The following is a 23,521-nucleotide window of genomic DNA, read 5'->3' on the forward strand; positions in this document are numbered from 1 at the left end:
TTTTTCCGGCGCGGACAACGTCTATCTGATAGTGCCCGGCGATGCCTGCGGGCAGTCGAATCTCTCCTATGCCGCAGACCGTCCGTCGGTCGCTCGAGGTCCTGATGTCGCACCTGCACTCGCCTGTTCCGCACACTGCGCCGCACCGCCATCCGATGGCCTGGGCCATCGCGCTTGCGCTGGGCGCCACGCCCATGCTGCCTGCGCAGGCGCAGCAGGCATTTTCGCCGGGCTGGTTCGCCGAGCGCGGTGCAGCGCAGGGCGCAGCCGCGCAGAGTGGGCGCATGCCCAACGGCGTGCCGATCCAGTTCCAGCTGCCGGCCCAGCAGCAGGATGCCGCCCGGCAGAAGCTGCAGCAGTCGATCGACAATCTGGGCACGGCTGCGCAGGCCATTGCGCTGCAGCAGCGCTTGCAGGAGCAGGCCCGTGCGCAGCAGCGTGCTGCCGGTTTCGTGATTGCTGACGGCCTCGGCAAGGACGGCCTGAAGGTGGATGAGAATCCGCTGACCCGTGGCTGGGTGAATGCACGTGAAGCGATCCAGTCGCAGGGCAGCGACGGCAAGCTTCAGGTCAGCATCGAGCAGACCGCAGACCGCGCGATCCTGAACTGGGAGACCTTCAACATCGGCGGCAACACCACGCTCGATTTCAAACAGAATGCGGACTGGGCAGTGCTGAACCGGGTCAACGATCCGAGCGCGCGTCCCAGCCAGATCCTGGGCCAGCTGAAGGCCAACGGTACCGTGTTCGTGGTCAACCGCAACGGTGTTGTGTTCGGCAACAACAGCCAGGTCAACGTGGGTAATCTGGTCGCGGCAGCGACACGGATCAGCGATGGCCAGTTCCGTGACAACGGCCTGTACAGTGCCGACAACAACACCGCTGCGCTCACCGATGCCTTCGGCAAGGTCCTGGTTGAGCAGGGCGCACGCATCACCACGCAGGCGCCTGCCTCGGCCACCCGCGGCGGTGGCTATGTGCTGCTGGCCGGCCACACCGTGGAGAATGCCGGCCAGATTGAAACGCGCAAGGGCCAGACGCAGCTGGCTGCGGGCGACTCGTTCGTGATTCGCCGCGGCGTGGGTACCGCGCAGAACACCGCCTCGACCACGGCCGGCAACGAGATCGCGCCGCGCATCGCGGCCGGCAGCAGTGCCGGCAGCGTGCGTAACAGTGGCCTGATCCAGGCGCGCGAGGGCGACATCACGCTGGCCGGGCGCACGGTGGAACAGGCGGGCGTGGCCGTGGCCACCACCACGCTGGACCAGCGCGGCACGGTGCACCTGCTCAACGCCATCAGCGACCGCGCCGGTACGGTCACCCTGGCCAGCGGCGCGACCACGGCGGTGCTGATCGAAGACGATGGCAAGAACACGGCTCTGGACAGCCGCCGTGATGCGTTGGTCAAGGCCTCGGCCGAGCAGGACCTGCTGCGCGGCGCGAGCAGCACTGGCACATTCGACAATCTCTCGCGCATGCAGGACCGGCGTGACCAGTCACGCGTGGAGATCGTGTCCGGCGGCGACGTGAACTTCCAGGACGGTTCGCTGACCCTGGCCACCGGCGGTCAGGTGGTAGCGGAAGCCGCACGCCGGACCTACGCCGGCAATGCCGCGCGCATTGATGTGTCCGGTGCGGTGGGCGTGCGGGTTGCGATGGAAAGCAACAACGTCCAAGTGAAGGTGCAGGGCAACGAACTGCGTGATTCTCCCGACAACCGCGACAGTGGCAAGCTGATCAGCAGCGAGGTCTGGATCGATCGCCGCCAGCTGCAGCACGTGCCCGCAGGCACCGGTGGCAACGCCGCCGAGCGCTGGTATGCCGGTGGTGGCCTGCTGGAAGTCGGTGGGTATCTCGACAACCAGGGCCATTCGATAGGCGAATGGGCCGCGCAGGGCGGTACCGTGCAATTGTCCGGCAGCGAAGTGGTCACCCATGCCGGCTCCAGGATCAACCTGGCTGGCGGCAGCCTGGATGTGCAGAGCGGTGCCATCAAGCAGAGCTGGCTGCGTGGCACCGACGGTCAGCTGTACCGACTGGATGATGCGCCGGCCGAGATGCGGTACGACGGCCTGTATCGGGGCTTTGAAGTAAAGCAGGAGCGCTGGGGAGCCACCGATGTGTTCCGCAATCCGCTGATCGGTGCCGAACAGCGGGTGGAGAATGGCTATACCGTGGGCCGCGATGCCGGCCGGCTGCTGGTGTCCGCGCCCAGTGCGGTACTGCAGGGGCAGGTGGCGACCGATACCTTCCAGGGTGCGCAGCAATCGAAGACACCCGATGCTGCGCGCGACGGCTACGCGCAGGCGCAGACCGCCGTAGCGCGCAATGCCCAGCTGTGGCTCGGGCGCTACGATGGCAACGGTCGCAATGCGGTGTTCGACACCCAGGTGCGGATCGTCGATGGCGGGCTGCCCGCCGCCGACGTGTCGCTGCAGGCGCCGCTGCAACAGGAACAGCGCAATACGCTGTGGCTTGATGCCAACCAGCTCAGCGCGCAGCAGTGGGGACGCATCGATCTGGCCAGCGGTGGCAGCATCGCGGTGGAGGGTGCGCTGCGCCTGCAGGACGGTGGCCAGCTGGTGCTCACGGCCGCCGATGTACTGCTGGGGGGTGACATCCAGATCGCGGGCGGACAGGTGCAGGCGGGCAATGAACTGACCCGCGTGGGCGCTCCCGCCGCCTGGCTGCTGCAGGGCGGTCGTTCGCGCGTGGCCCTGGCGGAGGGCGCGCGCATCGATCTCAGTGGCCGCTGGGTGAATGCGTTGCTGGAACCGGCGTCCAGCCCGGGCATGGCGTGGACTGACGGCGGCAAGCTGCGATTGCAGAGCAGCCACGATGTCGTGGTGCCGGACAGCGACGTTCGCGTTGATGGTGGCGGTCGCATTGATGCAAAGGGCAAGGTCACGATCGGCAAGGGCGGCGACGTCAGCCTGCAGGCAGCGAGCGTGGCCGACAGCAGTGGACGGGTCGGTCGCCTGCAGCTGTCGGCCGATGCACGCTTGAGCGCGCTCGGCGCCGGCAGCGGCACGCTGTCGCTGGGCGATGGTGGACGTATCGTGATCGGCGGTCAGCCGGCCGACGGCGCACTCACCCTGCAGGAGACCCTGTTCAACAGGGGTTTCGCCAGCTATGACATCAATGGCCAGCAAGGTGTGGAAGTGGCGGACGGAGCCATCGTCGCCGTGCGCATGCCGGGCCTGCGCCTGGCCGAAGCAGCGATGCAGGCACGCGACCGGCACGACGCATTGCAGATCTGGTCGGCACCCCTTTACAGCGCGGATCCGATCACCGGCAGGTTCAGCCAGCGCAATGGCGCGAGTCTGACGCTGCGTTCGCAGCAGGGTGAGGCCGGCGGCGATCTGCGCATCGGTCGCGACGCCCTGGTCAGTGTGGACGCCGGCCAGTCGATGACCCTGCGCGCGGCTGGCAGCATCACGGTCGATGGCAGCCTGAAAGCGGCGGGTGGCCGCATCCGCCTGGACGACGTTCGCGAACCGACGAGCCTGTTCGACTCGCAGCGCAACGAGCGCACCTACCGCATCGGTGCGCAGGGTGTGCTCGACGTCAGTGGTGACACCTTCACTGCGAGCGATGCCAGTGGACGCCTGCGCGGGCAGGTGCGCAAGGGTGGCAGCATCGAGATTGGAGGCGCGCTCGACTGGGATGGCCAGGACAACGTGCCTGACCGGCCAGTGGATGCATTCGTGGTTGTTGAGCGCGGTGCGAAACTGCTGGCCAACGGCAGTTCAGCGCAGCTGGACATCGATGGCGCCGGCCGCCAGGACGTGGCCAGCGATGGCGGCACCATCGTGGTGCGATCGGCCAACGCGCTGTACCTGCAGGGTGGCCTGCAGGCCGCAGCCGGCGGCGCCGGTGCGCAGGGTGGCACCCTGGGCATCGCCTTCGGTGGCAGCAGGCATGCGCGTGGTGCCACCGAGGAGGTGCTGGCACCGCGTGCCATCGTGCTCACCCAGGACGATCGAGAGCAGGCCGCGCCGGCCCAGCTGCAGTATGGGCACGCACGCCTGTCGGCGGCGCAGGTCGGTGCCGGTGGCTTCGACAATCTGTCGCTGTTCGGAAACGTGCGCGCCGAAGGTGATGTGGAACTGCGCCTCGGCCAGAGCCTGCGCTTCCACGGCCTGCAACAGGATGGGCTGGGCATGCTGCCGGGCGGCAGCGCTGGCGGCCTGCTGGCGCTGAGCGCGCCCTACGTGCGGCTCGCCCAGAGCAGCTGGTTGCCTCTGCAAGGCGAAGGCCGGGTCGATACCGCTGCCGTGGCGGTGGATACCGGTCGCCAGCACCGCTTCAGCGTGGACGCGGACCTGATCGACCTGCGCAATACCACCTGGCTGGCGGGATTCGACGACGTGCAACTGCGCAGCCGCGGCGATGTGCGTTTCCTGGGCAGTGGCGCAGCGGTCGGCGGTACCGGCGCGCAGCTGGTCGCGCCGCGCAGCCTGGACGTAACCGCAGCGCAGTTGTACCCGGTGGCCGATGCGGGCGGCGTGCTGGCGGCCGGTGTGTCGCAGCCGGGCAGTGCGATCAGCCGCTGGGATGATGCCGAAGGCATCGTGCGCATCCATGGTCTTGGCGGGGCGGTTCCAGCCCTGCCGTTGTCGGTGTCCGGCGGCCTGTCAGTGGTGGCAGCGACCATCGAGCAGGGCGGCATCCTCCGGGCGCCGTTGGGCGCCATAACCCTGGGTGGTACCGATGCCGACGGGCGCCTGGCCGGCTCGGTGACGCTGCTGCCCGGAAGCGTCACCTCCACCAGCGGCGCGGGGCTCAGTGTGCCGTTCGGTGGCACCGTCGATGGCGTGGACTGGCGCAGGGACGGCAGCGCCCAGGCCATACCGCCGGTAGGCGGTGCCGCGCCCGGCGCGGACCCCAAGGGCATCGCCATCATCAGCAGCCGTACCGAGGTGGCCGAAGGGGCGCTGCTGGATCTCTCCGGCGGCGGTGAGTTGACCGGTGCGGCCTTTGTCAGCGGGCGCGGTGGCTCGGTCGACATCCTGCGCCATGCATTGGCCGATGCCAATCCGCGCTATGGCTTCAGCGAATCGGCCAGTCCGGTGTATGCGATCCTGCCCGGCTACACCGGCAGTGCAGCGCCGCTGGGGTTGAGTGACGGCTCGCTGGACCCTGGCATTGGCCAGCAGATCACGATTCCCGCAGGCGTGCCTGGATTGCCGGCCGGCACCTACACCTTGTTGCCGGCCAGCTTCGCACTGCAGCAGGGTGCGTTCCGGGTGGAGCTGGGGCGCACCGGCGCGGTCGGCATCGGTGCACCGCTGGCCACCGGCACCGGCTCCTGGATGGTCGGCGGACACACGGGGTCGGCGCTGGGTGGCCTGCGTTCGCCCTTGCTGACCGCGTTGCTGCTGACCCCGGCCGATACCGTTCGCCGGCATTCCAGCTACAACGAGACAAGCTACAACGCATTCGTGACCGCGTCGGCGCAACGGTTGGGCACGCCGCGCGGCTGGCAGACCGTCGATGCCGGCACGCTGCGCCTCGGGCTTGGCAATGGCGCCGGCAGGGACGGCACGCTGGCTTTCAGCTTCCAGGGCCAGACCCGGTTTGCGCCGGCAGCGGGCAGCGCGGGCATTGGCGGTTCGGTGGAAGTGAACCTGGTCAACCGGCTGGGCGAACTGGAAGTGGTGGCGGCCGGTCGCACGCCCAGCTCCACCGGCAATGGCGCTACCATCGAGGCGGACGTGCTCAACGCGTTGCAGCCCTCACGCCTGGTGCTCAACGCACAGATCCGCGCTACCAGCAACCAGCGCCTGCAGGTGGCCGGTGTCGGCCAGAACCTGGTGTTGCGGGACGGTGCGGTCCTGCGTGCGCCGGAGGTGATTCTGGGTGCGGTGGCCGGTGGCACGGGCGTGCGCGTGGAGGCAGGCGCAGGTATCGACACGCTCGGTCGCGGTGCCGCTTCGTTGCCCGCCGATGCCGGCTTCTACTACCAGGCCGAGGGCGGGGTGATGGTGGTGTCCAACGGGCGCACCGATCTGCTGGCCGCGCCCCTGCGCGAGGGAAGCGATCCGTCGCTGGTCAGCTTCGACATCGGCACCTGTGATCCGGGGCGTCAGTGTGCGGGCCAGGCACGACTGGTGTCGGAGGGGAGCATCAACGTCGCCACCAATGGCAGCCTGCAGCTGCGCGATGCGGCCAGCTACGGCACCCGCCAGCTCGGTGTCAGCGTGGCCGCGATCAATCTGGGCAGCGACGATGCCATCGCGCAGGCCGCTGCGGCCGCCGCGTTGCCGCCGGGCATGATGATGAACCAGCAGGTGCTGACCGCCTTGCTGCGCGGCAATACCGCCACCGGCGCACCGGCACTGGAGACGCTGAAGCTCTCGGCGGCCGAGTCGATCAATGTGTTCGGCAGTGTCGACCTCGATACGCGTGACAGCGCGACCGGCAAGTCGAGCCTTCGCAGCCTGGTGCTGGGCGCACCGGCCATCCATGGCTATGGCAACAGCGGCGATCGTGCGCGCATCTTCGCCGACAACCTCACCTGGGCCGGTGCACTTGCGGCGAGTGGGTTTGCGGATTCGAATGCCGCGCAGCCCGGCGGCGCGGCGATGGTCGACCGCCTTGGCAGTGGCCAGCTGGACATCATTGCCGATACGTTGCGGCTCGGCCCGGCGCCACAGTCGTGGCCCGCCTCGGAGGTCGTGGCCGGACGCCAGGTCCTCGGCTTCTCCGGGGTGAACCTGCGTGCCGCACAGCAGGTGGTCTTCGCCGGCAATGGTGCGTTGAATGTGCATCAGTTCCAGGGCGCCTACGACGCAGCCAAGGGCTGGACCTACAGTGGTGGCAACCTCGATATCCAGGCACCGCTGGTCACTGCCGAAGCAGGCGCGAAGCTGGAGGTGACTGCTGGTGGCACGCTGCGCGTGCACGGTGCGGGCGCCTCGACGGCGGCCGATGCGCTGGGCGCCGAATTGACGCTGGACGCCAACGACATCCTCCTCGATACCCGCATCGCCCTGGCCTCGGGCCGCCTGGCGGCCACGGCTGCCCGCTCGGTGCAGCTTGGCAGCAGCGCCAACCTCGATCTGGCCGGGCGCAAGGTCAGCCTGTTCGATGTCGATACCTACAGCGTCGGCGGTGACGTCACGCTGACCGCAACGGAAGGTGACGTGCGCAGCGATGCTGCATCGCGGGTCGATCTGTCGGCGCAGAACAACCGCGCGGGTCGTCTCACCGTGACCGCGCTGGGTACTGCCGGCGGGCATGTCGACCTGGCAGGGCGGCTGCTTGGCCAGGCCAGCGGCACGCTGGACGCAGGTGGCAGCCTGGTGCCGTATGAGAACGGTGAGCTGGTGGTGCGCGCACGTGAACTGACAGACTTCAGTGGCCTCAACCAGCGCCTCACCCGCGACGGTGTCACCGGAGCGCGCAGCTTCCAGATCAAGCAGGGCGACCTGCTGATCGGCGACGAAGTGAAAGCACGCAAGGTGGATATCAGCGTTGACGGCGGCGCGCTGCGGGTGGTCGGGCGCATCGACGCCAGCGGCGACCGGGTCGGCAGCATCCGCCTGGCAGCGCGCGATGGCCTGCAGGTGGACGGAAGCCTGGACGCCCACGGCACGACACTGCGTGTGGACAGCTATGGCAAGATCATCGACAGCCCGAACCGTGCCATCGTCGAGCTGGAAAGCCGCGATGGACGCGTGCAGCTGGGATCGGCGGCGCGGATCGATCTACGCAGCGGCACCGGCGTTGCCGTCGGTACCGGAGCAGGGCAGAACGATGGACGTGCCCGCGGCACGTTCGTGCTGAACGTGCCGAGAGTGGGCAGCGACGATGCAGGCGTCGATAGCGCCAATGGCGTGCAGGTGCTCGGCGCGCGCGATATCTTCGTGACCGGCGTGCGCCGCTATGACGACGCACCCCTGGCTGACACGGCGGATGTGAACGGCCGACGCGGCCAGCTGGTTACCCAGTCGTGGCTGGATACGGTGGTGGATCCGGCCAACAGTGCATGGATGAACGCCGCGCTGGGTAATGCCGGGCTGTCGACACGGCTGGCCACACTGGGGACCGTGCGCCTGCGTCCCGGCGTGGACGTCGTCGGCGCCATCTCGTCCAGCAACCCGCATGGTGACCTGACCGTCAGCGGCGATATCGATCTTTCCGGCTATCGCTACGGCCCGCAGGCCAATCGACAGGACCCCGCGCGACGCGGCTTCGGTGAAGCGGGTGCGTTGCGCCTGCGCGCAGCCGGCGACCTGTTCATCCATGGCAGCATCAACGACGGCTTTGCGCCGCCACCTGCCAGCCCGGATGATCGCGGTTGGCAGCTGGTGCCTGGACAGAGTTTCGGTGCCGGCATTACACCGTTCGGCAGTGACATCCTGGTGCCCAATGACAACGTCGTACTGGAGGCCGGCACGCGCTTCCCGGCGGGTGCCGTGCTGAACTACGCGATCGCGGTTCGCGATGCGGTCCTGCCTGCCGGCACCACGTTGCCGGTGGAGATGACGCTGGGGCAGGCACTTACGTTGCCGGCAGGCTACGTGCTGCCGGCCGCGGTTACGCTGGCCGATGGTCAGGTGCGTGCCGCAGGCAGCGTGCTGGCGCAGGCGCTGCAACTGCCCGCCGGCTCGCGCCTGGGCGCGGGCTTCCAGCTGCGCAGCGAGGCCAGCGTAAGGGCCACGACCTGGCCGGCCGGCGCGCGATTGCCGACGGAGCTGCGACTGGCGGCGCGCACACCGCTGGCACGAGGTTCGCTGATTCCGGCAATGACCACGCTGGAGCTGGCCGGCGGTCAACCGATCGACCTGCGCCCGGTGGGCAGCGATGGTCGACAGGGACGCAACTGGGCGTTGGCGCAGATGTTGCCCGAGGGCACCACCTCGTGGGATCTCACCGCCGTTGCGGGCGCCGATACCGAGGCAGCCGACCCGCGTGCGCGGCGCAATGGAAGCGGCGATCTGGTGCTGGCCGACACCCACTACGGCGTTGTGCGTGCGGCGACCATGGTCTCCACGTTCGTGCGCGAACAGCGGGTGACCGCCCTGGGTGCGCAGCGCGAAGGTGTGGATGCAAGCTGGGTCGGCAAACCGGTGAAGGCGCTGGCCGAGCATCTGGGCAAGCCTGAGTCTGCGATCTGCGCGGCTGGTAGCAGCTGCGAGGCGGCACCTTACTTGTTCACGGCGCAAGGTGCCGATGAAATGGGCGATCCGTCGCTGGTCGGCATGCCCGTGAAGGAAATTGCCGAGATGTTCGGGATGACCGAAGAGGAGCTGTGCGGTTCGGTCAGTTCGGGCATCTGCGTGATGCCCGGCGAGATGCGTGATGTGGCGACCGTGGGTCAACCGAAACATGGCACGCCGCTGTGGAGCGTGCTGCGCACCGGCAGTGGCGACCTGCAGTTGATGGCCGGCCGCGATCTGTCGATGCGCTCGGTGTACGGCGTCTATACTGCGGGAACGCCGACCGCGCTGGGTAATGGCCTCGATGCCCGTTTCCAGTCCGAGCGCGCGCCGCCGTCCGGACGCGAGGCACTGCTCGGGTTGCAGCAGTCCAGCGGTGACTATGACGCGGCACTTGCCGCCTATCGCGCGTGGTATCCGGATCACGGCGGCAACCTGAGCATTGCGGCTGGCCGCGACGTGACCGGGGCAACATGGGGTGCGCTGTCGTCGTCCGGCTCGGCGGCGGGTGACCTGGCCAACCACGCCAGCAGCGCGGTTGCCAACTGGCTGTGGCGCCAGGGTACAGGTGCGGTTGCGGGCGTCGAGCAGCAGCCTGTCGCCTGGTGGATCAACTTCGGCACTTACGCCAATGTGTCCACGTTCTCCAACCCCAGTCCACGCATGGTCGGCTTCACCGGCTTTGGTACGTTGGGTGGCGGCAATCTGGAGATTGATGCGGGCAGGCATGCCGGTGTGACCGAGGCCAAGGGTGACGCGCTGAAGAACACAAGCAGCACCCGTTTCTCCACCGCGATCAACGCAGCGGTGGGCTCGACCGGACGTGTGGATGATGGGCGGCTGGTGCTGACAGGTGGTGGCGATCTGAGCCTGCGCGCCAGCGGTGCACTCAACCCGAACCTGATGGCCACTACGATCAATCACGTCAGCAACGAGCAGGACCTGGAACTCAATGGCACATTCACGAACCTGCGCGGCAGCCTGAGTCTTGAGGCCTCCCGCATTGGTGGCAGTGCCGTCGGCATCTCCCAGTACACTGATCCCAGCGCTGGCCTGCGCCCCAGCGATCCGTTCCGCGCTTTCGGTGGCAAGGCGATGGGTGGTCCGGTGCTGGTGCTGGGCGACGCCGTGGCAAACCTGCACGCCCGCGGCGACGTCATCCTGGGCGGCGTAGCCGACGCCGGCCGTGTGGTGCAATTCAATGCGCCGCAGGTGGCGCTGGCGGGAGGTGGTCTTGCGGCGGGTACTACCGGCTTCTCGCTGTGGACCGCGGCCACGGCGGTAAATCTGGTTTCGTTCGGCGGCGACGCCACCCCGCTGACAGCGCATGCCAGCAGCCCGGGGCAGAATCTGCGATCGGAATCCACCGGCGACAATTTCGCCTACTGGATCTATCCCTCCAGGCTGAAGGTGCAGGCCACCAGCGGCGACATCAAGTTGGGCGAAGGCGGTGAGAACAACATACTGCTTACCGCTCCTTCCCCTACGGGCAGCATGCAGTTGCTGGCGGGCGATTCGATCATCGCCGGCGATCGGTCTCCGTACATCAGCAGCTCCGGTGCGGACACGCGCCTGCCATCCCCGTTCGATCCGGTATTCACCGCACGGGACGCGAAGGGCACCGAATTGCTCGGCAATATCTCGCCCGATGGCATCAATGCTCGGGTACCCACATGGGGCGATACCACACCGCTGTTCGCCTTTGGGCCGAACCGTCCCATGCTGGCGGTGGCACGCACTGCCGGGGGCACGCCGAACCGCTTCTACGCAGGCTCGGGCGACATCATCGGTCTACGCACGGGCGAACGATGGATGCTGAACGCCGCCAGTGGCAGCAGCCGCACCGTTCGCGAGTGGATTGACGTGGCTGCGCCGGTGCAGCTGCGTGCAGGCCAGGACATCCTGTCCAGCACCGTCCTTGCGTTGAACAACAGTGCCAGCGATGTCACGGTGCTGCAGGCCGGGCGTGACATCGTGCATGCCAACGTCAGCGTATACGGCAGCGGCAACGTCGATGTCAGCGCCGGCCGCCAGCTGCGCCAGGAAGACAAGGGAAGCATCGTCAGCCGCGGCGGCCTGGTGCAGGGCGACACGCGCCCCGGTGCCAGCATCGCGATGACCGCCGGCAACCAGCAGATCGACTTCGGCGCCGTGCGTGCGCGCTACCTGGATGCGACCCGGCTGGCCGATCCCGCGCAGACACTGGCGTCGCAGCCGGGCAAGGTGGTCAAGGTCTATGACAAGGAACTGAAGCAGTGGCTGCTGGAGCGTTTCAACATCAGCGCTGACGGCGCGCAGGGACTGGCCCTGTTCGACACACTGCCGCAGGAGCAGCAGCGCATCTTCCTGCGCCAGGTCTACTACGCCGAACTGCGCGAGGGTGGCCGCGAGTACACCGATGCAGATGGCCCGCGCGTGGGCTCCTACCTGCGCGGCCGCGAGGCCATCGCCACCTTGATGCCGGACAAGGATGCAGCGGGCACGACGATCCAGCGCACCGGCGATATCGTGATGTATGGCGGAGCCGGCGTGCGTACCGAGGCCGGTGGCAATATCGAGTTGATGGCGCCGGGTGGGCAGATCGTGGTGGGCGTGGTTGGCGAGGCGCCACCGGCAAGCGCGGGCCTGGTGACCCAGGGTCAGGGCGACATCCGGCTGTTCAGCCAGGACAGCGTGCTGTTGGGTTTGTCGCGGGTGATGACCACCTTTGGCGGTGACATCCTGGCCTGGTCCGAACAGGGCGACATCAATGCGGGCCGTGGCTCGCGCACCACGCTGGTGTATACCCCGCCACGCCGCCTGTACGACCGCTGGGGCAACGTCAGCCTGTCGCCGCTCGCACCGGTCAGCGGTGCCGGTTTCGCCACGCTGGACCCGATTCCCGAAGTACCGCCGGGCGACGTCGACCTGATCGCGCCGCTGGGCACCATCGATGCAGGCGAAGCAGGTATCCGTGTCTCGGGCAACATCAATCTGGCAGCGCTGCAGGTGCTCAACGCCGCCAATATCCAGGTGCAGGGCGAGAGCAAGGGCCTGCCGGTGTTGGCCACGGTGAACGTCAATGCGCTGGCGTCGGCCAGTGCTGCAGCGAACAGCGCCAGCCAGGCCGCACAGGACGTGATGCGCAAGAGCCAGGACGACGCACGGCGCAACCAGCCGTCAGTGATCAGCGTGCAGATTCTCGGCTTCGGCAGCGGCACCAGCAGCATTGCGCCGCCGGCGCGCGGCACGACCGCCAACAGCGGCTACGACGCCAACAGCGCCTTCCAGTTCCCGCAGGCAAGCCGCGACGAAGGCACGCAGCGCCGATAGGCATAGCACGCCCCGGTAGGTGCCGACCTTGGTCGGCACGCATTGCCCGATGCAGCGCATCGGGCTGCAGCATCGGGCCAGCCGCCAGGGAACGGTGGCGGCCCCAGCCAGGACGGCACGGAGGGCAGGGAGCGGCCATCAGCGGTGAGGACCACCGACACAGCGCCGCCGGGTGCAGGAGAGCACCCGGCGGCAGGAGGGACGCGCGCATGTGTCACGGTAGATGCCGACCTTGGTCGGCAGTAGATCCTCGCCATGCGTGGATGCCCGGACAGCCTCAGTGCCGACCAACGGTCGGCACCCACCAGAGCAGGCGTGGCAGCAGGAGCCGCTCGGCCGTAGATCCACGTCATGCGTGGATGCGGTGCCACGAACGAGTCCTAAAGCTCCAGCACCCGCCGGTAACTCAACGGCCCACGCCCATCGCGAAGGCCAAGCCGCAGCTCCAGCCCGGTGGCCGGCAGCACCTCGCCCTTGCTCGGCAACATTGCCCAACCGGCGCCGGGCTGCCAGGCGCGCACCTCGAACCGATGCACATCCCGGGCCACCGCGATGCCTCTCGATTGCTCAGGCTCTGGCAGCGGATACCGGTCCGTAGCCGCACCACTGGCCCGCCACAACGTGTTGCCCTGCCGCCACCAGCGCACCCGCTGCCAGCGCAGCCCATCGCTGCCGACACTGCGGGTGATCTCCAGCGCGAAGGTGCCATCCGGGTGTCGCTCGCTCACCAGCGACGGGGGCAGCAATCGCTGCGGACGATCTGCCGGGCGCACCGCGCCATTCATCAGCGCATCGTCTGCGCGCATTTCGATATCCCGCTGGAACTGCTGCAGCACGCGCAGCGCCGTCGTGGTCTCGGCATCGGCCTGGCGCAGGCGTTGGTCGCTGCTGGCCACGCTGTCCAGCGCACGCCAGCAGATCAGCGCCAGCACGCCCATGATGGTGATCGCGATCATCACCTCGATCAGGGTGAAGCCGCGCGCGACCCGCTTCATTGAGTGGCAGTCCACGGCAGCTGCATCCGGGTCAGCGACTGCCGCGGTGCATCTTCGGCCACCACGGTCAGTTCCAGTTGCGGCTGCCCGTCGCTGCCCGTGCCCAGATGCTGAAGCACCAGGAAGCTGCCGCGTCCCTGCACACAGCGCTGCCGGGCATCCTGCGGTGCCTGTCCGCTCAGGCGCAGTTCCTGCCAGCGATCCTGCGCACACAACAGTGCCAGGCGACGGTCGCGCAGCCGTGACTGATCGTCGGTTGCCACTGCCACCGAGCGCATCACCGCCGCCAGTGCAATCGATACGATCGCAAGCGCGATCAGCACCTCGATCAGGGTGAATCCGCGGGCCACCTGCTTCATTGCACGACCTGCAACTGTCCGCTGCCATCATCACGAAGACGCAGTTTGCGACCATCCAGCGACAACCCAACCTCCCAGGCGATACCGATCCACTCCGGGCTCAGCTCAATGGGGTTGGCGGGCTGCACCGCGATGCCCGTTGCCTGCCACTTCTGCGGACGCAGCAGATCATCGCGTTCAACGGTGACCCAGCGGCTGCCTTCGAGGCGGCTGAAGCGATAGCCGTCGGCGTCGGCCTGCCAACGCAGGGTGCGGCCATCGATGCGGGCCTCATCGCGTGCCACCTGCAGGCGCTGCGCCAACCGTTCGGCTTCCTGCCGCAGCTGCCGGCCCGGGTCGAGCAGGCTGCCCAGGCCCAGGCCGATGCCCGCCGTGCAGATGCCGATGATCACCAGCACCACCATCAGCTCCAGCAGGGTGAAACCACGCGGCACGTGCTGCATCGACGTTGCCTCCTGTCCGGGTCGATACCTGCCAGCGTAGGCCGGCATGATGAAACAAAAGCGTCAGCCACAGCTGCTAGCGTAGGCGGACACGAACGTGGCGGTGGTGCGGAACATGGATGGCAGGCGCTGGGATCGCAATCGCATACTGACCCTGCTGGCGGCGACGCTGCTGCTGGCCGTGGTGGCCTATTGGGGTGTCACCCTGTCTGCGGTGGCGCCAGCGGCCGCGGCCAGCGAGACGAAAGCCGAGGCACCGGTACGGCCGATGTTCGATGCAGTGGCCAGCCTGCCGCTGGTGCGCCTGCTGTCGCCCGGTGCGGTGCAGACCGAGGTGGTGGTGCTGGGCGTGATGGCCGGTGACCATGCGCCATTGGCCCTGCTCTCGGTGGATGGACGCCCGGCGGAAGCGTATTCGCCCGGCCAACGACTCGGACCCTGCACGGTACTGGCCAGCATCAGTGCCAGCGCGGTGGAACTGAACCAGGCTGGGCAATCACGCAGCTTGCCGGTGCCTGAGCTGCCGCCGGTGCCGACCGATGGCATCGTGCCGGGCGCCCCGTAGAGCCGAGCCCGCGCTCGGCTGCTCCTGTGCGGCATCGCCGATGAGTGCAAAAACAGCCGAGCATGGGCTCGGCTCTACAAAGGCGCTGGCTCAGCGCGCCGGACGCTGCGGTACCACCGAACGACCAAAGGCATCGCCCATGCGCTGTCGTGTGCCTTCCAGGTTGTACTGCATCAGCTGGTTGCCGGGCTGCCGCATCAGGCGTTCGGCCTCCGGTAGCGCCGGTGATTTCGACGTTTTCGATGCCGGCGCAAGTTTGCGCTGCAGGCAGTCCCAGGCCGGAATACGCTCGCCATTGACCTGCACTTCGATGCAGGGCGCAGCGTCCTCCTGCTTCTTCGCCTCGTCGGCGCGAACCGGGGCCAACACCAGCAGCAACGCAAGGGCGAGGGCGCCGCGCAGTTCCACCATCAATGATTCACGCATCTCGAATCTCCCGCAGCAATCGGCGCTCTGCAATGAAGACGTGTGGCGAAGCCAGGGTCCGCCTGCGTGCGTTGCGGCGCTGTCAAAAGATGACAGTGCTGTCACAAAACTGTTGGCGGTTTTGACGCGACGTACACGTCCTGTTGGTAGACCCACGCGCCGCTCCATGGCCATTACCTTCGATACGACGCGATGCCTTCGATGACTCCTGTTCCGTGCCGAGCCGTCCGCCATCCCCTGCGCCTGCATCCACTGGTGCTGGCCCTGGCCGCGATGCCGCTGCCATTGTTCGCGCAGGAGGCGGCGCCTGCGCCCAGCGTGAACATCAATGAATACATCGTGCGCGGCAACACCGTGCTCGATCCGCGCCAGATCGAGCGCGCGGTCGAGCCCTTCCTCGGCCCGGGAAAGACCCTGGCCGATGTCGAGAAGGCACGCGATGCAGTCAATGCGCTGTACCAGCAGGCGGGCTACCAGTCGGTCTACGTGGAGCTGCCCGAGCAGCAGGTCACCGGCGGCGTGGTGCTGCTGAAAGTGCAGCAGACACCGATCGGCCAGCTGCGGGTCGTGGGCACGAAGCACGAATCGCCCGAACGCATCCGCGAACGCGTACCGGCACTTGCCGAGGGCAAGGTGCCGGACTTCGACCAGGCCCAGAAAGAACTGACCGCGCTCAATGAAGGCGGACGTCGCCAGGTGATGCCGCTGGTGCGCGAAGGCCAGGTGCCGGGCACGATGGATGTGGACCTGCAGGTCGAAGAGAAGTCGCCGTGGCGTGCCAGCGCGTCACTCAACAACGACCACAGCGCCGACACCGAGAAGCTGCGCCTGAGTGCGTCGCTGGCCTACGACAACCTGTGGAAGCGCGGGCACAGCGCCAACATCGGCGTGTACCTGGCGCCGGAAGATACAAAGCAGGCCAAGGTGTTCTCGGCCTCGTACACGATGCCGTTCGAAGGCACGCCGTGGAGCCTGGAAGCCTCCGGCTACAAGTCCGACAGCCGCGTGCTGAACGCGGGCGGGCAGGTCGGAACCGGCACTGGCACCAATGTGATCGGCAATGGTCATTCGATTGGTGTCAAGCTCAACTACCGCCTGGCCGGCAGCAGCCAATGGTGGCGCCAGCTCAGCCTCGGCGTGGACTTCAAGGACACCGAGGAAGACACGCAGATGGGCAAGGAGAGCCTGAAGACGCCGCTGAAGTACGCGCCGATCAGCCTGGCGTTTGTCGGTGTGCGCCAGGGCGAGCAGGATCAGTTGAGCATCAACACGCAGCTGGTGGCCGGTACCCGTCGGCTGTTCGGCTATGGCAGCGATGCCATCGGGTTCGGGCAGAAGCGCTATTGGGCCGACCCGAGCTTCGTGGCCTTCAAGGCCGACGTGGCCAACACCCACACCTTCGGCAATGACTGGCAATGGTATGCGCGCGGCTCGCTGCAGGTGACCGATGCGCCGCTGGTGTCGGCCGAGCAGTTCGCCGCCGGTGGCATGTACACCGTGCGTGGCTACCTGTCGGCCGAGGCGATCGGCGACTACGGTGGTCTGGCCAGCCTGGAATGGCGCACCCCGGCGTGGTCGCTGTGGAGCGGCACGGATCTGCGCGTCTACAGCTTTGCAGACGCCGCCTACCTGCGCCTGCGCCAGCCACTGCCCGAACAGCGTGACAAGTACAACCTGGCCTCGGTCGGCCTGGGCGCGCAGCTGCGCCTGGGCGAGCACCTGCAGCTGCGCCTGGACTACGCCTGGCCCTATGCCGATGGCCCGGTCACGCGCAAGGACGACCCGCGCCTGCATTTCAACATCAGCACCAGTTACTGACCCTTCCCTTGAACATGCGTTCTCCGGAGACCCTTCGCATGGACCGTTTGCTTTCCCGAGTGTTGCTGCTGCTGGCCGCGCTGGTTGCGTTGCCTGCTGCTGCGGCCGATGCCAATTGGTGGCAGGCCGAATGGAAGTACCGCAAGCCGATCACCGTCGACGCCGGCCCGCAAGGCGCCGGCCTGGCCGCTGACCCGGGCCGCACGCCGCTGCTGTTGCGCCTGCATACCGGCAACTTCGGTTTCGACGGTACCCAGGACGCGGGCAACGACCTGCGTTTCGTCTCGGGCGATGGCCGGACTGTGCTGGCCCATCAGATCGAACAGTTCGATCCCAAGCTGGGCCTGGCCCTGGTCTGGGTGGACGTGCCGGCAGTCAGCGCCGCGGCGCCGCAGACGATCTGGATGTACTACGGCAACGAGAAGGCCCCGGCCAGCGGCAACGGCCAGCAGGTGTTCGACCCGGACTACACGCTGGTCTACCACTTCGCCGAAGCCAATGCGCCTGCACGCGACACCACCGCCTACGGCAACAATGCCGGTGCTGTGGTGCCGCCGTCCGAAGGTTCGGTGATCGGCCGTGGCGTGCAGTTGGGCGCAGGCCCGCTGCCGTTGCCGGCCAGCGCCTCGCTGGCACAGGAAGCGGGGGCGCCGTTGACCCTCTCGGCCTGGATCAAGCCGGGCAGCAACAATGCGGCGCAGGCAATCTATGCCCGTCGCGATGGCGCCTCCGAGCTGGTGGTCGGTATCGAGAACCGGGTGCCGTTCGTGCAACTCAATGGCCAGCGCAGTACGCCGGCACAGCCGATTCCGGAAGGGCAGTGGGCGCACGTGGCACTGACCGCGGACAAGGGTGCGCTGCAGCTGTACCTCAACGGCCGTGTAGTGGCCCAGCTGAGCGGCGAGCTGCCGGCGCTGGGTACCGCGCCGGTGGTGGGCGCCGATGCCCCGGGTGCTGCACAGCCTTTGGCCAACTTCGAAGGCGCTCTGGATGAGCTGCGCATCTCGCGGGTGGCACGTCCGGCCGCGCTGCTGCTGGCCGATGCCACCGCTCAGGGCGCCGACTCGCGCCTGATCAGCTACGGCGCCGACGAGCAATCCGCCGGGCAGAGCCACTTCGGCTTCATTCTCAAGGCGATGCCGTTCGATGCCTGGGTGGTGGTCGCCATCCTCGGCCTGATGATGCTGCTGTCGTGGGCGATCATGATTGCCAAGAGCCGCCACTTCGGCCGCACCAGCAAGGCCAATGCGGTATTCACCGAGAGCTTCGGCAAGTTGTCCGGTGTGCCGCTGCGCACTCTGTCCGAGATGGACCGCCAGGGCAAGGCGCCGACCGCGATGCACGACGGCTCGCTGTGGCGCATCTACCAGGTGGCCATCGATGAAATGCAGCAGCGTCACCAGCGCGACGGCAATAGTGGTTATCTCAGTGGTGCCACCATTGCGGCGATCCGCGCCTCGATGGATGCGGTGATGGTGCGCGAGCAGGAAGCGATGGCGCGGCGCATGAACTGGCTGTCGACCACCATCGAAGGCGCGCCGTACGTGGGCCTGTTCGGTACCGTGATCGGCATCATGCTGGTGTTCGTGGTGGCGGCGATGGCTGGCGCGGTGGACATCAATTCGGTGGCGCCCGGCATGGCGGCGGCGCTGCTGTGTACCGCTGCCGGCCTCGGCGTCGCGATCCCGGCGCTGTTCGGCTACAACTACCTGGGCGCACGCGCCGAGGCGATCGGCGCGGATATGGCGGTGTTCATCGACGAGTTCGCCGCGCGCCTGGCCGAAGAGCAGGACGGGCGCGGCCCGGCCGCGGTCCAGGGCTGAGGGGCGCGCCATGGGCCAGAAGGCGAAGTTCGGCATCAAGAAGCGCGAGAAGGGCATCAACGTAACGCCCTTCGTCGACGTGCTGCTGGTGGTGCTGGTGATCTTCATCCTGACCAGCAACGCCTCCATCCCCGGCATCGAGGTCAATCTGCCGAAGGCCAGCAACAGCGTGGCCCTGGAAAAGCCGAAGACCAAGGCGATCACCATCGACCCCAGTGGCCAGGTGTTCCTGGATGCCTATCCGGTGACGATGGCCGAGCTGGAAGACCGGCTGCGTACCGAACGCGCGACCACGCCAGATTTCCCGGTGATCGTGCGCGGTGATGCGCAGGTGCAGTACGCCCGCGTGGTCGAGGTGCTGGACCTGCTGCGGCGCCTGGAGCTGGCCCAGGTCGGCCTGGTCACCGGCAAGGCGCAGGGTTGAGGCATGACGGCCCATCAACCCCCTCGACCGGAGCCCGGCATGCGCGGTCGCCAGTTGCTGGTGACCGTGGCACTGGTGCTGGCCGCGTTGCTGGTGCTCGGCATCGCGGTGTGGTGGCTGTTGTTCAAGGACACCGCCAGCACCCGTCGGCCGGTGGCGCAGCCGCCGATGCTGGCGCTGCCACCCCCTCCGCCGCCGCCCCCGCCGCCCCCGGAAAAACCACCGGAGCCGGAGACACCACCGGAAGAGACGATGCCCGAACCGGAACCGCTGGATCAGCCGACGCCGGCCGAAGAGCCGACGCCGACGCCGGATAACAGCGATCCGGTGACGATGAATGCCGACGCGCAGGCCGGTGGTGACAACTTCGGTATCCAGTCCGGCAGTGGTGGCGGTTCGTCCGGCGTTGGCCGTGGTGGCGCCGGCAACGCTACCTACGGCCGCTACCTGGGCTACCTGATGCAGCAGGCGATCTCGCGCGACGACAAGGTCAAGCGCCTGGCATTCCAGCTGCAGGTGAACGTATGGCTGGCCAGCGATGGCCGCCTGGAGAAGGTCGAGCTGGTGCGCGGCAGTGGCAACGAGGAGGCCGACGCGGCCGTGCTCGATGCCCTGCGTCGCATCGGCAAGGTTGACCAGGCACCGCCGCCGTCACTCGATTTCCCCGCCCGCGTCCTGATCCAGGGCCGCCGGCCGGGGGCCTGACTCCGACTTCCGTGATTTCCCTTCTTTCGATGAGAACCGTGATGAACGACCACGTCCGCGCACGAACCGACTCCCGCCGCCCGCGGCCGGCCCGACGGGCGCTGCTGTGCTGCGCCGTGCTGCTCAGCCTGGCCGCCCCGGCCGGTGCGATGGCGGCCGAAACCACCATGGTCAAGCTGATCAAGGGCCTGATCGCCAGCGGTGCATTGAAACCCGAAGACGGCCAGGCACTGCTGGTACAGGCCGAAGCCGAAGCGGCGGCCGCACAGCGCACTGCAGCCACGGGCAGCACCGCGGCGAGCGGTGGCGTGGCCCTGGAGGCCGGTGACGTGCGCGTGCCGTACGTACCGCAGAGCGTGCGCGATGGTATCCGTGACGAAGTGCGCCAGGACGTGATGGCGCAGGCGAAGTCGGAAGGCTGGGCGGCACCCAACGAAGTGGCCGAGTGGACCAAGCGCATCAAGGTCACCGGTGACATGCGTGTGCGCAGCGAGTCGCGCTTCTACTCCGAGCGCAACAGCGACATCGTGAGCAACTGGTCGTCGATCAACTCCGGCAACGGCTTCGACACCAACACCAATACCAACCTGCAGTTGCCGCCGCTGCTGAACACCCGCCAGGACCGCCGTAATCTGTGGCGCATCCGTGCCCGCCTGGGCATCGAGGCCACCATTGGCCAGCACACCACGGCCGGCGTGCGCCTGGCCAGCGGCAGCAGCAATGGCCCGGTGTCGACCACCGAGCAGCTGGGCGGCGGCCTGAGCAAGAAGGACGTGTGGCTGGACCAGGCCTGGCTGGCCTACAGCCCGGCGGACTGGGTGACGGTGCGTGGCGGCCGCTTCGGCAATCCGTTCTGGACCAGCGACACGCTGTTCTCCAACGATCTCAACTTCGATGGCCTGGCCGCGAACCTGAAGTATGACTTCGATGGTGGCGACCTCGACCTGTTCGGCAACCTCGCGGTGGTACCGCTGGAGTACACCTCAGACAGCTCGCCGAGCCAGAGCAAGGTCAAGACTCCGAACGAGAACAAGTGGCTGTCCGGTGCCCAGGTGGGCGTGAACTGGCGCTTCAACGATGACAACGCGCTGCGTGCTGCGCTGGGCTACTACGACTTCAAGAACATCAGCGGTCGCCTGTCCTCAACGTGCTCGCTGTACTCGGGTGCGGTGGGCTGCGACACCGACTGGTCGCGCCCGGCGTTCATGCAGAAGGGAAATACCCTGATGCTGATCCGCAACATCGCGCGCAATCCGGTGGATCCGGCCGGTACGCCGACCCCGCAGTATGTCGGCCTGGCCTCGGCGTTCCGCCTGGCCACGCTGAACCTGCGCTGGGACACGCAGCTGGCGCAGGGCATCGGTCTGCGCCTGGATGGCGACTACATCCGCAACCTGGCCTACGACAAGCAGGCCATGTTCAGTCGTGCCCAGAACGGCATCGTCAACAACTACGGCGCCGGCGATACTGTCGGCATCGATACCTTCCGCAGTGGCGACACCGCATGGATGGTGCAGGCCACCTTCGGTGCCACCGAGCTGAAGGAGAAGGGCCAGTGGCAGGCGCTGCTGGGCTACAAGCACATCGAGGCCGACGCACTGCCCGATGCCTACAACGATCCGAACTTCCACCTGGGCGGCACCAACGCCCGCGGCTACTACGTGGGCGGCGCCTACGCGCTGGATGCACGCAGCTGGATCAGCGGCAAGTGGATGGCGGCCAAGGAAGTGTCCGGCGCGCCGCTGTCGATCGACGTGTTCCAGCTGGAGTTCAACACCGGGTTCTGAGTGGCGGGCGTGATGCGGATCACGTAGTGCGTGGCGGGGGCGCAGCGATGCGCCCGTCTAAGGAAAGGAGACCACGCGTTGTTCAAAAGGAGGAGTGGATGAGCCGTCGCAAGCTGTTCGAGAGTCCCGAACCGTCCAGCCAGATGCTGGGTGTTGGACCGGCCTATGTTTCAGTGGAGGGCCTGCGCCAGCACCTGGCCGAGTTCCTGCTGTATGCGGGCCGGCCGGTGGTGATCATGCGCGGGCGCAGCGAAGTGGGCTATTTCCTGCCGGCGCGCTGCTGGCGCCAGCGTGACGATGATCCGCTGGCGGCGGCTGCCGCCGACCAGCTGCTGGATGCGGCCGGCTTCCAGGCCGAGGACATCCAGCAGGTGGAGCAGGAATTCAACGCGATGCGCCAGCGCACTGTGCTGCATTCACGCCGCTGAGCGGAATGTAGAGCCGAGCCCACGCTCGGCTGCACGCTGAGGAGCCGAGCATGGGCTCGGCTCTACAGCAGATCCACGCCATGCGTGGATGGGGTTACGCTGCGCCCCCGCGCTCACTGGTGATGCGCGCACCTTCGCGCATCACCAGCGTCACCGGGGTCTTTTCCACCACCTCCAGCAACCGCTGCCACTGCGCATCGCTCAGCTCGGCGCTGGCATGAAGCACGCGGTGCACGTGGAAGCGCCCATCCGCGTCACGGTCCGAGCGCAGCTCGGCATGGAACTCGCCCAGTTCCCAGCCCTTGCGCTGCGCATACATGCGCAGGGTGATGGCGGTGCAGGCGGCCAGCGAGGCCAGGTACAGATCGAAGGGCGCGAAGCCCTTGCCCTGGCCGCCCAGCGAGGCGGGCTCGTCCGCATCCACATCAAAGCTGCCATTGTTGATGTGGTGCAGGTAGTTGTCGCCGGTCGAAACAATGCGCGCGTAGGCCATCACATTCTCCATCTGTCTGTAGCGTCGAACCATGCTCGACTGCTCCAAAAGGCGGCGCCGGCCAGGACCGGCGCCGCCACCCAATCACTCGGTACGATCGTACGAGAACTGGATGCCTGCCGTACCACCGGTTTCAATGAAGAGATTCATGAAAGCCGGCACCGTTTCCGAGCGGGCCCAGTCGCGCTGCAGCTCGCAGAACAACTGCGGCACGCTGATCAGCTGGCCACCGGCCTGTTCGATGCGGCGCAGCGCCGCATCGTGCGCGGCCAGCGAGGTGCCGCCGACGGCGTCGACCACCACATACACCTCATAGCCTTCCCTCAACGCATCCAGGGCCGGGAAAGTCAGGCAGGCCTCGGTCCACAGCGCGGTCATGATCAGCTTGCGGCGGCCGGTGGCTTCCACCGCCTTGCGGAACTCGACGTCCTCCCAGGAATTGATGGTGGTGCGGTCGTAGGTGGGGTAGTCGCCCAGCACCTTGCGCAGTTGCGGAATCGGCGGTTTGTTCAGGCCGGTCTTGACGTTGACCGTCGAATGCACGATCGGCAGACCGTAACCCACAGCGGCCTTGGCGGTGCCGACGATGTTGTTGACCAGCAGCTGGCGGTCCATCGAGGCGATGGAGTTCACCTGCACCGGCTGGTAGTCGATGATGATGAAGGCGGAATTCTGCGGGGTCAGCAGGTGGTCGCTGGCCGGGTCGCGGATCGGTTCACTGGACATGATGGGTCTCCGGTTGGGAGGAGTGCCGGCAGCGGGCCGGCACCCCGGGG

At 67.5% G+C, this 23,521-nt stretch carries 14 protein-coding genes; 8 read left to right on the plus strand and 6 right to left on the minus strand.

The window, feature by feature from the left end:
• Positions 1-104 precede the first annotated feature (104 nt).
• Positions 105-12,479 (plus strand): filamentous haemagglutinin family protein, encoded by a 12,375-nt coding sequence (locus D7Y61_RS03270; protein WP_180864988.1) that lies wholly within the window; start codon positions 105-107, stop codon positions 12,477-12,479.
• A gap of 380 nt (positions 12,480-12,859) precedes the next feature.
• Here D7Y61_RS03270 and D7Y61_RS03275 read toward each other — a convergent pair whose 3' ends face one another.
• From D7Y61_RS03275 to gspH, 3 genes are read right to left on the minus strand one after another with little or no spacing between them, the layout of a single operon-like run.
• Positions 12,860-13,474 (minus strand): prepilin-type N-terminal cleavage/methylation domain-containing protein, encoded by a 615-nt coding sequence (locus D7Y61_RS03275; protein WP_180864990.1) that lies wholly within the window; start codon positions 13,472-13,474, stop codon positions 12,860-12,862.
• Positions 13,471-13,833, minus strand: coding sequence for a type II secretion system minor pseudopilin GspI (gene gspI / locus D7Y61_RS03280; protein ID WP_097047718.1), 363 nt, complete (start codon positions 13,831-13,833; stop codon positions 13,471-13,473). The genes D7Y61_RS03275 and gspI overlap by 4 nt, the downstream gene beginning before the upstream one ends.
• On the minus strand, positions 13,830-14,276 hold the full coding sequence (gene gspH, locus D7Y61_RS03285; RefSeq protein ID WP_180864992.1) for a type II secretion system minor pseudopilin GspH: 447 nt from the start codon (positions 14,274-14,276) through the stop codon (positions 13,830-13,832). The genes gspI and gspH overlap by 4 nt, the downstream gene beginning before the upstream one ends.
• A gap of 115 nt (positions 14,277-14,391) precedes the next feature.
• Here gspH and D7Y61_RS03290 point away from each other — a divergent pair, with 115 nt between their 5' ends.
• The gene (locus tag D7Y61_RS03290; protein ID WP_180864994.1) at positions 14,392-14,841 is read left to right on the plus strand and encodes a general secretion pathway protein; all 450 of its coding nucleotides are present in this window, start codon (positions 14,392-14,394) and stop codon (positions 14,839-14,841) included.
• Between the two features lie 90 nt (positions 14,842-14,931).
• On the opposite strand, the gene D7Y61_RS03295 is transcribed toward D7Y61_RS03290, so the two are convergent.
• A complete protein-coding gene (locus D7Y61_RS03295; RefSeq protein ID WP_180864996.1) occupies positions 14,932-15,267 on the minus strand; it encodes a hypothetical protein in 336 nt (111 codons plus the stop codon).
• Positions 15,268-15,468: 201 nt separating this feature from the next.
• On the opposite strand from D7Y61_RS03295, the gene D7Y61_RS03300 reads away from it, so the two are divergent.
• The 6 genes from D7Y61_RS03300 to D7Y61_RS03325 all read left to right on the plus strand — a co-directional run bounded on the left by D7Y61_RS03300 (position 15,469) and on the right by D7Y61_RS03325 (position 22,252).
• Positions 15,469-17,085 (plus strand): ShlB/FhaC/HecB family hemolysin secretion/activation protein, encoded by a 1,617-nt coding sequence (locus D7Y61_RS03300; protein ID WP_180864998.1) that lies wholly within the window; start codon positions 15,469-15,471, stop codon positions 17,083-17,085.
• A gap of 38 nt (positions 17,086-17,123) precedes the next feature.
• Positions 17,124-18,908 carry a DUF2341 domain-containing protein gene (locus D7Y61_RS03305; protein ID WP_180865000.1) on the plus strand — a complete coding sequence of 595 codons (1,785 nt, stop codon included), beginning with the start codon at positions 17,124-17,126 and terminating at the stop codon, positions 18,906-18,908.
• A 10-nt stretch (positions 18,909-18,918) separates the two neighbouring features.
• On the plus strand, positions 18,919-19,332 hold the full coding sequence (locus D7Y61_RS03310) for an ExbD/TolR family protein (protein WP_005409874.1): 414 nt from the start codon (positions 18,919-18,921) through the stop codon (positions 19,330-19,332).
• A 39-nt stretch (positions 19,333-19,371) separates the two neighbouring features.
• Positions 19,372-20,037, plus strand: coding sequence for a cell envelope integrity protein TolA (locus tag D7Y61_RS03315; protein ID WP_180865001.1), 666 nt, complete (start codon positions 19,372-19,374; stop codon positions 20,035-20,037).
• Between the two features lie 41 nt (positions 20,038-20,078).
• A complete protein-coding gene (locus D7Y61_RS03320) occupies positions 20,079-21,824 on the plus strand; it encodes a putative porin (RefSeq protein WP_012511241.1) in 1,746 nt (581 codons plus the stop codon).
• Between the two features lie 98 nt (positions 21,825-21,922).
• Positions 21,923-22,252, plus strand: a complete 330-nt coding sequence (locus D7Y61_RS03325) for a hypothetical protein (protein ID WP_005409871.1) — start codon at positions 21,923-21,925, stop codon at positions 22,250-22,252.
• 94 nt (positions 22,253-22,346) lie between these two features.
• Here D7Y61_RS03325 and D7Y61_RS03330 read toward each other — a convergent pair whose 3' ends face one another.
• Both D7Y61_RS03330 and D7Y61_RS03335 read right to left on the minus strand, forming a co-directional pair.
• Positions 22,347-22,745 carry an OsmC family protein gene (locus tag D7Y61_RS03330; RefSeq protein WP_180865003.1) on the minus strand — a complete coding sequence of 133 codons (399 nt, stop codon included), beginning with the start codon at positions 22,743-22,745 and terminating at the stop codon, positions 22,347-22,349.
• Between the two features lie 84 nt (positions 22,746-22,829).
• On the minus strand, positions 22,830-23,471 hold the full coding sequence (locus D7Y61_RS03335; protein ID WP_180865005.1) for a hydrolase: 642 nt from the start codon (positions 23,469-23,471) through the stop codon (positions 22,830-22,832).
• Positions 23,472-23,521: the final 50 nt, after the last annotated feature.

It is taken from the genome of Stenotrophomonas maltophilia (genome assembly GCF_013464485.1).
GTDB lineage: Bacteria > Pseudomonadota > Gammaproteobacteria > Xanthomonadales > Xanthomonadaceae > Stenotrophomonas > Stenotrophomonas maltophilia_AW.

Bases quoted from the DNA above. Each gene is read 5' to 3' on its own strand.
- D7Y61_RS03270 (WP_180864988.1), top strand. From the start codon at position 105: ATGTCGCACCTGCACTCGCCTGTTCCGCACACTGCGCCGCACCGCCAT.
- D7Y61_RS03275 (WP_180864990.1), bottom strand. From the start codon at position 13,474: ATGAAGCGGGTCGCGCGCGGCTTCACCCTGATCGAGGTGATGATCGCG.
- gspI (WP_097047718.1), bottom strand. From the start codon at position 13,833: ATGAAGCAGGTGGCCCGCGGATTCACCCTGATCGAGGTGCTGATCGCG.
- gspH (WP_180864992.1), bottom strand. From the start codon at position 14,276: ATGCAGCACGTGCCGCGTGGTTTCACCCTGCTGGAGCTGATGGTGGTG.
- D7Y61_RS03290 (WP_180864994.1), top strand. From the start codon at position 14,392: ATGGATGGCAGGCGCTGGGATCGCAATCGCATACTGACCCTGCTGGCG.
- D7Y61_RS03295 (WP_180864996.1), bottom strand. From the start codon at position 15,267: ATGCGTGAATCATTGATGGTGGAACTGCGCGGCGCCCTCGCCCTTGCG.
- D7Y61_RS03300 (WP_180864998.1), top strand. From the start codon at position 15,469: ATGACTCCTGTTCCGTGCCGAGCCGTCCGCCATCCCCTGCGCCTGCAT.
- D7Y61_RS03305 (WP_180865000.1), top strand. From the start codon at position 17,124: ATGGACCGTTTGCTTTCCCGAGTGTTGCTGCTGCTGGCCGCGCTGGTT.
- D7Y61_RS03310 (WP_005409874.1), top strand. From the start codon at position 18,919: ATGGGCCAGAAGGCGAAGTTCGGCATCAAGAAGCGCGAGAAGGGCATC.
- D7Y61_RS03315 (WP_180865001.1), top strand. From the start codon at position 19,372: ATGCGCGGTCGCCAGTTGCTGGTGACCGTGGCACTGGTGCTGGCCGCG.
- D7Y61_RS03320 (WP_012511241.1), top strand. From the start codon at position 20,079: ATGAACGACCACGTCCGCGCACGAACCGACTCCCGCCGCCCGCGGCCG.
- D7Y61_RS03325 (WP_005409871.1), top strand. From the start codon at position 21,923: ATGAGCCGTCGCAAGCTGTTCGAGAGTCCCGAACCGTCCAGCCAGATG.
- D7Y61_RS03330 (WP_180865003.1), bottom strand. From the start codon at position 22,745: ATGGCCTACGCGCGCATTGTTTCGACCGGCGACAACTACCTGCACCAC.
- D7Y61_RS03335 (WP_180865005.1), bottom strand. From the start codon at position 23,471: ATGTCCAGTGAACCGATCCGCGACCCGGCCAGCGACCACCTGCTGACC.